Source organism: Niveispirillum sp. (assembly GCF_017996735.1).
In the GTDB taxonomy this organism is placed as follows: domain Bacteria; phylum Pseudomonadota; class Alphaproteobacteria; order Azospirillales; family Azospirillaceae; genus Niveispirillum.
The window spans coordinates 1-9983 of record NZ_JAGOGJ010000191.1; the positions used below are offsets into that span (position 1 = coordinate 1).

Annotated in this window: 9 protein-coding genes; 3 read left to right on the forward strand and 6 right to left on the reverse strand. The window is 63.9% G+C overall.

Features of this window, described 5'->3' with window-relative positions; genetic code table 11:
- A partial coding sequence (locus tag KBA48_RS30625) for a calcium-binding protein (RefSeq protein WP_292912489.1) occupies window positions 1–892 on the reverse strand: 892 nt, incomplete at its 3' end.
- Between the two features lie 81 nt (window positions 893–973).
- Window positions 974–1303: a helix-turn-helix transcriptional regulator gene (locus KBA48_RS30630; protein ID WP_292912481.1), complete on the reverse strand. Its 330-nt coding sequence runs from the start codon at window positions 1301–1303 to the stop codon at window positions 974–976.
- A gap of 676 nt (window positions 1304–1979) precedes the next feature.
- Here KBA48_RS30630 and KBA48_RS30635 point away from each other — a divergent pair.
- Window positions 1980–3014, forward strand: a complete 1035-nt coding sequence (locus KBA48_RS30635; protein WP_292912482.1) for a methyl-accepting chemotaxis protein — start codon at window positions 1980–1982, stop codon at window positions 3012–3014.
- A gap of 526 nt (window positions 3015–3540) precedes the next feature.
- Here the strand turns inward: KBA48_RS30635 and KBA48_RS30640 are convergent.
- The 3 genes from KBA48_RS30640 to KBA48_RS30650 form a co-directional block, all read right to left on the reverse strand.
- On the reverse strand, window positions 3541–4203 hold the full coding sequence (locus KBA48_RS30640; protein WP_292912483.1) for a redoxin domain-containing protein: 663 nt from the start codon (window positions 4201–4203) through the stop codon (window positions 3541–3543).
- 110 nt (window positions 4204–4313) lie between these two features.
- Window positions 4314–5618, reverse strand: coding sequence for a methyl-accepting chemotaxis protein (locus KBA48_RS30645; protein WP_292912484.1), 1305 nt, complete (start codon window positions 5616–5618; stop codon window positions 4314–4316).
- Window positions 5593–6141 carry a PAS domain-containing protein gene (locus tag KBA48_RS30650; protein WP_292912485.1) on the reverse strand — a complete coding sequence of 183 codons (549 nt, stop codon included), beginning with the start codon at window positions 6139–6141 and terminating at the stop codon, window positions 5593–5595. Before KBA48_RS30650 ends, KBA48_RS30645 begins: the two co-directional genes overlap by 26 nt.
- A gap of 345 nt (window positions 6142–6486) precedes the next feature.
- Between KBA48_RS30650 and KBA48_RS30655 the strand changes: the two genes are divergently transcribed.
- On the forward strand, window positions 6487–7734 hold the full coding sequence (locus KBA48_RS30655) for a hypothetical protein (RefSeq protein ID WP_292912486.1): 1248 nt from the start codon (window positions 6487–6489) through the stop codon (window positions 7732–7734).
- 219 nt (window positions 7735–7953) lie between these two features.
- A complete protein-coding gene (locus tag KBA48_RS30660; protein WP_292912487.1) occupies window positions 7954–9174 on the forward strand; it encodes a hypothetical protein in 1221 nt (406 codons plus the stop codon).
- A gap of 9 nt (window positions 9175–9183) precedes the next feature.
- On the opposite strand, the gene KBA48_RS30665 is transcribed toward KBA48_RS30660, so the two are convergent.
- Window positions 9184–9983 (reverse strand): response regulator (locus tag KBA48_RS30665; RefSeq protein ID WP_292912488.1); only part of this gene is annotated, 800 nt, incomplete at its 5' end.

Below are 9983 nucleotides of genomic sequence, written 5' to 3' on the forward strand. Positions count from 1 at the left end.
TGTCGTTGCCGGGGCCACCGTCCAGCGTATCCCGGCCGGCACCGCCCACAAGCGTATCGTCACCGGGGCCACCGAGCAGCAGATCATCACCCGCGCCCCCCAATAACAGATCGTTGCCGTCACCGCCGCGCAGCGTGTCATTGCCGGCGCCGCCCAGCAGCGTGTCGTCATTCACGGTGCCGGTCAGGGTCAGGGCGCCGCCTCTGTCATCGCTGCTGACGACGGGAAGATCGGGAAGGGCAGGGGCCTGGATCGTGTCCGTCCCCTCAGCCCCCGCCATTGTGGACAGTATGGCAAGACCGGTTGCGTGCCGTTCCTCCGCCGCGACGATGATCAGGCTTTCGCCCAGCACCGGCAGGGCGGACCATTGCCCGTGGGCGCGGTCGCCGGTGCCCGGCTTTTCCGTGGCATGATGATCCGGTGGCGGCAGGTCGATGGTGGTCGACAGCGGGGCCAGCACGGCAAAGGCCAGGGGCAGGTCACTTCCCGTGTCGGGTGCCGCTTCCGCCTTTTCGGTGTTGAGGAAAAAATCCACGACGAGGGCCAGGGCGGCCAGCACCACGACATTATTGAAGGCGTTGCCCGCCATTTCCGCGGGGTCAAGGCCGGAGGCGCGGTTGACCAGGCGGCGAAGGTCCCCGCCTTCCAGCAGCAGGTCCCCCGACATGTCGTGTACTACGAACTTGCCGGCAATACGGGCCACATGCACCAGAACGTCGCCGGATGCGGCATCATAGACGATGAACCAGGGGTCGCCGCTGTCGCTGATGCCCGTTGCGGTTTCCACACCCGCTCCCTGGCCCGCCAGTTCATCGGCAAGACGGAAAAGCTCCGCCTTCTCCTGGTTGGTCCAGAAGCCGGTTTGCGTCACGGCCCTGATGAACCGCAGCACGTCGCCCAAATTCGCCCCCTATGGATCGCATAGTCCGGGGTTCCCACACCCCGGCACGCGCGTCGATATTCCTGAACCGTATCAGCCTTCGCCCGGAAACAGCAGGCGGTGGATTTCCGGTTCATAAAACCCCAGCAGTTTTTTGGCAAAGACCTGCGGATCCACGCCAATGGCCTGGGCCCAGAGTCCGAAATGTTCGGACGGGACACGTCCATGGCCGCCTTCAACCTGCGAGACGAAAGTGTAATAGCGGTAACCGACATGATCGGCAACCTGTGCCTGCGTCACCCCAGCCTTCTCCCGCTGCGCGCTGAGCCAGCGGCCGGCATCGCGGCGCATCTGCCGGGTCAGCTTGGTCTTTTCACTTTCCTCGCCACGCGGTTTGACGCGCGGAGTGGCGGTTGCAGCCATTCTCTCATTCTCCGAACTCACAGGGTTAGAAGGTCGCATGAGAGGGGAGGGCCGGCAAGCAGCAAAATTTCAGCTTCGCTCATTATAAATTTGCTTGACATAAACTCGCTGTTTCAGGATTACTGGACTCGTTCGAGGCGCCGAGAGCATCGCCCCTGTCTCTGGTTCTTCGAACAAAAGCCCCGGGGGCGGCCCTTGTGCCGCTCCCGGGACTTACCAGATACCGTCGGCGCGGTACCCCATCCCGCCCTGACGGCTAAGGCGCCGGTACCCTGTGATGCCCCAATTGCGCGGTATCGGGTGACGGGCCGGCCGGGGAACCTATTCGCCCCTTGGAACCACGGCCGGCCCGTCACACGTCCTCTTCGAACGGCGTCCCTACGGGCATGCTGATGGGATATGCAAATATGGTATGTCAGGTTCCAATCTGGTTTCCCGGTCGGCGAAACCAGAAAATGCCGTGATGAGCGGCATTTTTCCTATTGTTTCAGTTGTAACCGCCGTGATGTACGGCATTTTTTGCTGAACTGCCGATTTTTTAGGCGAGCGAAAGATTTGTACCCTAACACGGAAATATGACTTCGTTATAAGTCAAAGGGTTAAGTTTCCGCTACGGAAGGGCACGCAAATTGCTTTTGTGCATTGCGGAATGATTGCGCAAGGTAAGGGCACCCTCATGGATAACAGCCTGATCGACCTGACCCGGAACGTGCTTGATGTCGCGAGCCAGAAGGTTTCCGCCATTGAGGATATCAACCGCACCACTAAGATGCTGGCCTTTAACGCCCTGATCGAGGCGGGGCGTGCAGGCGATGCCGGCCGCGGGTTCGCCGTGGTGGCCAATGAGGTGAATTCCATCTCGCGCCAGGTCAGCGTGGTCGCCAGTGAACTTCGCTCAGAAATTGGGCAGTTGGTTGACCGCATGGCCACGGTGGGTGAGGACCTGATGGTCCGGTTCCGCGGGCAGCGGCTGGCCGATCTCGCCCTTAACATGATCGAGATCATCGACCGCAATCTGTATGAACGCTCTTGCGATGTGCGCTGGTGGGCGACCGACAGGGCTGTGGTGGATTGCCTGGCCATGCCGTCCCCTGATGCGACATCCTTTGCTTCCTCGCGCCTGGGTGTGATCCTGGACAGCTATACGGTCTATCTTGACCTGTGGGTGGCTGACCGGCAGGGGAAGGTGATCGCCACGGGGCGTCCGCGCCGCTTCCCGCAGGCCATTGGCACCAATGTCGCCAACGAGCCCTGGTTCCGGCAGGCGTTGAATACCAAGGACGGCTCCGATTTCGCCGTGGTCGACGTTACGGCCAATCAGGTGCTGGACGGTCGCACCGTCGCCACCTATTCCACCGCCGTCCGTCGCGACGGTGCCGTGGATGGGGAGGTGATCGGCGCCATGGGCATCTTCTTCGACTGGGAGCCGCAAGCCCGCGCCGTCACCTCCGGGGTTCGGCTGGATCGCAGCGAAGAGGCGCAGACCCGCTGTCTGCTGGTCGACGCCACGGGCCGGATCATCTCTTCCTCCGACGGCCGTGGCCAGTTGACAGAGGGCTTCCCGCTGGAAACCCAAGGCCGGTCGATGGGCCACTATATCGACAAGTTCGGCCGGCTGGTCGGGTTCGCCCTGACGCCCGGTTACGAGACATATCGTGGCTTGGGTTGGTATGGCGTCATCGTCCAGAACAGCGGTGAGACCGCGCATTGACGATCTGGCCAAGGTAACCGGTGTACCAAGGGGCGTCGGCATCATGCCGGCGCCCTTTTTCCATGCGTGACCGGATGGGGCTTGCGGGCGGTGTATCGCCATTACATTTGTGTCACCGGGCGAACCAATGTCCCTCCCCGCCATGCGGCAGGGCTCTGCGGACCGGCGAATTCCGGTGGTTTTTTGACCTGAATGCCCGTTCGTGCTGCACTGCAATAGATGTCGACTTTAGTCGAATGCCTGATAAACGGCGGTTTCCCTGGATTGTGCTAGAACTTATCCGCATGGCGCCCGTTCGATTTTGCACTTGCACAATGGTCGGCAGGCGCGCATATTCTGTCTTGCGACACGGCCCTATGCCCTCTGTCGTAACGCACTTCTTGGGCGTTTCCTCCCTAAACTCAGGCCGTGGCAATGCCACGGCCTTTTTTTCTGCCCAAGATGTAGCAGAATTACCTGTATGGTACGCTGAAATGGAAGCGGCCTAACATGGGCCGCCCCGCATGCCTTTCAAAGGCCGCTACTATCAGGCGCTGGATTTGGCGTATTTCACCGCACAGCCATAGGCGCGGCTGCTGCTGACGGCTACGGGTCGGCCGGCGGCGATATCGGCCAAGGCGGCGCGCACATAATTCTTGGAACCGGGGATATCGGCCTTGTTGGCTGTCGGCTTGTCATCAATGGCGCCGTCATACAGCAAGATGCCGTCGGTGCCGATGATGAACATGTGCGGCGTGGTCTTGGCGGCATAGGCGCGGCCGATATCTCCGCTCGGGTCCAGGATCGTGGTGCTGGCGGCCCATTTCTCCGACGCGGCGCGGGCCTTGGCGTCGGCGGGGGTGACGTGCCCCTGCTCACCGGGGGCGGAACTGATGACGGTCAGCCAGACGGCACCCGCGGCCACCGCCTCGGCCTGCACGGCCTGCATATTGCCCGAATCGTAATGTTTGCGGACGAAGGGGCAGCCATGGTTGGTCCATTCCAGGATCACCAGCTTGCCCTTGTAATCGGCCAGGGAAATGGCGGCGCCATCGACAGTGCGGCCGGTGAAGGCGGGGGCGGCTTTGCCAACGATGGCGGCGGCGGGGGCGGCCAGTGCCGGAAGGGAAAGAAGCGGCGCGGCAATACCGGCGCCCGCGACTGCGGCGGTGCTGTTCAGGAACGTGCGGCGGGTAAGACGAAGCGACATGGCAGACCTCCCATTCTTGCGGGTGGCCTTGATCTGGTGTCGCTTTGGGAAAAGATCAAACCCCGTTCGCCCGTAAATCGCATGATTTTCCGGGCGAACGGATTGTTTCCTCAGATCACACGGCGCAGGGCCGTCAGGAACGCGCCCATGGAATGGCCCAACTGGCCCGATTGCTGTGACAAGCGGCCGGCGGAGCCCAGAACCTGGGTGGAAGCGGCCCCGGTTTCCGATGCCGCTCGCGTCACCTGGGCGATGCGTTCGGATACCGACCTTGTGCCGACGGCGGCCTGTTCGACATTGCGGGCGATTTCCGCCGTGGCGGCACCCTGTTCATCCACGGCGGCCGCGATGTTCACGGTCGTGCCGTTCACGTCGGCGATCACCTGGGTGATTTCGCTGATACTATCCACGGCGGATTGGGTGGCGGCCTGGATATCGGCCACCTGGGTCTGGATGTCCTCCGTGGCGCGCGCGGTCTGGCCGGCCAGGTTCTTCACCTCCGACGCGACCACGGCAAAGCCCTTGCCCGCTTCCCCCGCCCGCGCGGCTTCGATCGTGGCGTTCAGGGCCAGCAGGTTGGTCTGGGCCGCGATCTCCTGGATCAATCCCACCACCTCGCCGATGCGGATGGCGGCGGCCGACAGGGTGGCGACACGGTCATTGGCGGCCCGCGCCCGCCCGACGGCGGCGTTGGTGATGTCGCGTGACCGGTCCACCTGATCGGTGATCGACCGGATGGCGGCGCTCAGTTCCTCCGCAGCGGCGGCCACCGTCTGCACATTGGAACTGGCCTGTTCGGCGGCGGCGGCCACGGCCATGCTTTCATGGTTGGTGCCTTCGGCGGCCTGGGTCATGGTGCCGGCCGCACTTTCCATTTCATGCGCGGCACGGCCCAGATCGTCCGCAACGGCCTTGATCGTGCCCTCGAATTCGTCCGCGATGCGCCGGAAGCCCAGCACCTTTTCCGACATGGCGCCATTGGCGGCATTGATGGCGCGGCTGCCCACCAGGAAGGTGCCCAGCATGCCCTTTTCGATGACGCGGCGGTGATAATTCTGGTTGGTGATGGCCTGGAGCGATGCCGTCGCCTCCCGCACAAAGGCGTCGGCGCGGTCGGTGGCATCATTGATCCGGTGCAGCAGCTCGCCCAGGGGTCCCCCCTCGCGGATGCCGATCACCCGTGCCTCGTAATCCCCGCGCGCCAGCCGTTCCAGAACCTCGGCGGCGCCATGCAGCACCCGGTCGACGCGCGCCAGATAGAGAAAACTGGCCAGTGCCGCCAACAGGGTGATGATGCCGCCCGCGATGGCTATGGCATGCAGGCCCAGGAGATTGCCGGCCAGATCGATCACCGATCCGACCAGAACGGCCACGCCCGTCAGGCGGGCCTTAGAGAGAGAAGATGAGTTGTTCATAGCTCACACCCCGGTCGCGCAGCAGGCCCATCAACATCGCTTCGCTGGCTGCCATGCCTTCGCGAATACGGCTGTGCTTGGCCTCCTCGGCCAGCAACTGTTTGTAGAGGGGGCTGATGATGTCATTGACGATGCGCTTGTCGGCCGTCCGCCGGCTGGAATGGTATCCGATGACATTGCCGCCCGTATCGCGGGACGGGGTGACATGGGCGAAGACCCAGTATTGATCGCCATTCACTGCCCGGTTCAGCACATAGGCGAAAATCTCGTTTCCGGCGCCCAGCGTGTCCCACAGCAGCTTGAACACCACACGCGGCATGTCGGGATGACGGATCAGATTATGCGGCTGGCCAAGCGCCTTATCCTCCGTCAGGGCTGCCACCCGCAGGAAGGTACGGTTGGCATAGGTGATACGCCCGCCCTTGTCGGTTTTTGTCACGATGATCTCGTCATCATGGAACGGGCGTTCCACCCCGGTCAGGAACGGCCGGGTTCTTCCCGGCGGCGCGTCGGCGACAGTCATGATGTTTCCACCCTTTTCCATCTACCCCGGGGGGTAGTCTGCCATTTGCATGCCTGAATGGTTCCTTGGCCGCATTGATCCAGATCAGACCGTCGCGCCTTGTACCCGTTGCGGAAGGTTAGCTTGACCTCGCCTTAAAAGCAGCAAACATGAAGAGGTGCGGGTTCTTTGGGCGAAACCGGCGGGGGGAAAGCGATGCGCAAATTCGTGGCTTCCATCCTGAATTCGCTGTTCGGCGGTCAGAACCGTGCGGGCGCTGCCGGACCTCGCCCCCACTTGCGCCAGCCCGCAGCCGCCATGCCCGTAGCACCTGCGGCCACGCCTGCGGCCATGGAGAGGGCGCCGGTGCCTGATCAGGACCTGGCCCTGCGGTTGCGCCGCATCTTCGACGGTCGCGATCCGACCCAGGCGGGCAGCCTGCATCTGCTGGGCCTGGACAGTCTGCATGAAAAGCTGGGGCCGCGCTGGATGGAGGTGGCGGCACGGGTGCATGCCCTGACGGGAAAGCTGCTGGAGCAGCACCTGTCGTCCAAGGATGCCTGGTTCCGGCATGGGGAGGAAAGCTATGTCGTGGTTTTCGCCCAACTGGGACCGGAGCAGGCCCGCCTGGTCTGTGCCAAGGTGGTGGAGGAATTGCAGGTGATGCTGCTGGGCCATGCCGATACGGACAGCATCACCGTGCGCACCATGGTGCATGAGATCGGATCGGACGTCATGCTGGTGCCCTCCAGCCTGACCCAGATGCTGGATGCAGCGCACCGTGGCAGCGTGGCGGAAACCGGCGGCTCGCCCATCGTGCGTCCGTCCGGTTTCCGTGCGCCGCTGCTGGCCCGTGCCGGTCCGCCCATGGTTCGATATCGGCCGGTATGGGATGTACAGCGGCAGGTTCTATCGCTGTACATGGCCAGAAGCTGCCGCGAGCGGGAAGGGCGCACGCCGCTCTGGGGGTATGATTGCCTGGATGATCAGGAGGATGCCACCAGCATTCTGGAACTGGACCTGTTCGTGGCACGGGACGCGCTGGAAACGGCCTTGGACCTGTATGAGAACCGGTTCCGCTTCTTCCTGTCCCTGCCCCTGCATTTCGAGAGCCTGGCCGTCACCGCGCGCCGGCAGGAGGTGATGGGCACCTTGCGGTCGATCCCGCGCCATTTGCTGTCCTTCATGACCTATCATCTTCACGGCGTGCCGGACGGTGTGCCGACGGGCAGGCTGTCGGAACTGGTTTCCGCGCTGAAACCGTTCGGAAGGACCGTGATGCTGGAGCAGACGGCGCCGGGCATGGGCTTGAACGCGGCAGAGGCGGCGGGTGTGCGTGTGGTGAACATGTCGCTTCCCCATGATGCATCGGCCGAACGCTGGCGACCGGAGATCGTCCGTTTCGCCACCGGTGCCGGGCGCCACCGGCTGTTGCCGGCGGTGGAAGGCGTGGCCAGCCTGGAGATGGAGGATATCTGTGAGGAAGCCGGCGTTCGTTTCCTATCCGGAGATCTGATCGGCGGCTGGGTGGATGTCCCTGAACATGTCGTCCGCCGATCCCGGACGGATTTCCAGCGCCAGTCCATCAGCCTGCGCCCGCCGCCGCGACCCTGACAAATGGGTCATATAACCCTTTGCGCGCCAAGGAAACAGTTCGGCGGATGTAATATCGGCACATCCTCATGAACGGAAAGGCGGCACCCTATGCTCGGAGCGATCGGGAGGGTCATGGCAGCATTTCGCGGCGGTGCGGCGCAAGGCACCGCCTCGGTCGGTGGCTCTGCGACATCCGGGTTTTCATCTGTTGATGTCTTGGAAACCAGTGGCCCGCCCATGGCGGATGGGAATGCGGCGGAGACGCTCCGGCGCATTTTTTCCCGGCGCGATCCGGCCCAGGCCGGCAGTATCCACCTGATGGGGCTGGAAAGCCTGCGGGACCGGTTGGGGGGACGCTGGGCGGCGGTGGCCAGTCGTGTGCATCTGCTGACGGCCCGGCTGCTGGAAGGATACCTCTCACCCAACGATACATGGTTCCGGCACGGGGGTGAGGCCTATGTCGTCGTCTTCGCGCAATTGGGGCCGGAGCAGGCCCGCCTAATCTGCGCCAAGGTGGTGGAGGAATTGCAGGTGATGCTGCTGGGGGAGGCGGATACCGCAACCATCACGGTGAGCACCGCGGTGCATGAGATGGGGTCCGATGTCATGCTGGTGCCGGCCAGCCTGAAGCAGATGCTGGACGAGGCGGCGCGCCGGCTGGCGGGTGGTGGCGCGGAAGCCAGTGCGACACCGGAGGGGTCTTCCGGTTTCCGCTCGCGACAGGTGGAGAAGGCCGGTCCGCCGGAGGTGCGCTACCGCCCGGTCTGGGACGTCAAGCGTCAGGTCGTTTCCGTCTATATCGCCCGCACCTGTCGCCTGCGGGAGGGGCGCAGTCCGCTATGGGGGTATCAGGGGTTGGACACCCCGGATGACCCGCAGCAGATCCTGGGCATGGATCTGCACCTGATCCAGGAGGCGGTCGGCGAAGCGCTGGAACTGTACGAGAACCGGTTCCGCTTTTTCCTCTCGGTCCCCGTGCATTTCGAAAGTCTGGCCGTGCTGGCCCGGCGGCGGGAATTTGTCGCCGTCCTGCAATCCATTCCCGTTCATATGCGCAGCTTCATGACCTATCATCTTTACGGCGTGCCTGCGGGTGTGCCCACGGGAAGGCTGGCGGAAATGGTGGGGACCCTGCGCCCCTATGGCCGCACCGTCATGGTTGTGGTCGATCCATCGACCAACGATCTGCCGACGCTGGCGGCGGCGGGTGCGCGGGTTGCCTGCGTGCTGCTGCCGCCCGGCGCCTCGGCCGACCGCTACCGGGCCGATCTGCTGCGTTTCGGCGCCGTCGCCGCGAAGAACCGGCTGATGACCTCCGTCGAGGGGGTGGACACCCTGGCCATGGAAACGGTGTGCGAGGAAGCCGGGATCAGTTTTCTTTCCGGCGACCTGATCGGCGAATGGGCGGCGGTGCCGGAACATGCGGTCCATCGCTGTCTGGCCGATTTCCGCCGCTGAGGCCCCGCATCATTCAGCCGCGCGGGCGGACAGTTGCTGCAGGACATGCTGGCCGGTGGACAGGGCCGCGTCGCAAAGGGCGGGCAGGTCCGCGCTCAGCCGGGCGCATTCGGCCATGTCCCCCTCGCTGGCCGCATTCATCAGGGCCCGCGCATGACGCGAGAGGCTCATGAAGCCCAGATTACCGGCCGCTGAAACCAGCGAATGCGCTTCCCGTTCGATCCGGGTCAGGTCGTTACCGGCGGCCATGATCGTCTCCACCCGCGTGCGGAAGGCGGAAAGCGCATCGGTCAACAACTGCGCGCCGATATCGTCCCCCACCACCAGCAGCAGATTATCCAGCACTTCCTGTTCCAGCGCGCTGTCTTCCGCCGCGTCGATCGCGGGCGATGCCGGCGGGGCACCGGCGCCGTCGTTCTGCGTCAACCGGAAACCGGCGATGTCGGCAATGGCCTGGTTCAGTGCCTGCGGCGTCACGGGCTTGGCCACGTGACCATTCATGCCCGCCTGCAGGCAGGCTTCCCGTTCCTCGCGCAGGACGTTGGCAGTCAGAGCCAGGATGGGCAGGGTCCGACCGGCCTGACGGATGCGCCGCGTCGCCTCCATGCCATCCATCACGGGCATTTGCACATCCATCAGGACCAGATCCAGGGTTGCCGCGTCGCGGACCACGGTGCTGACGGCATCGGCGCCATTCTCCACCACCGTCACGCGATGGCCGGCCTTCTCCAGAATGGTGCGCACCAGCATCTGGTTGGTGAACACATCCTCCGCCAGAAGAATCGACAAGGGCCGATAGGAGGGAAGAG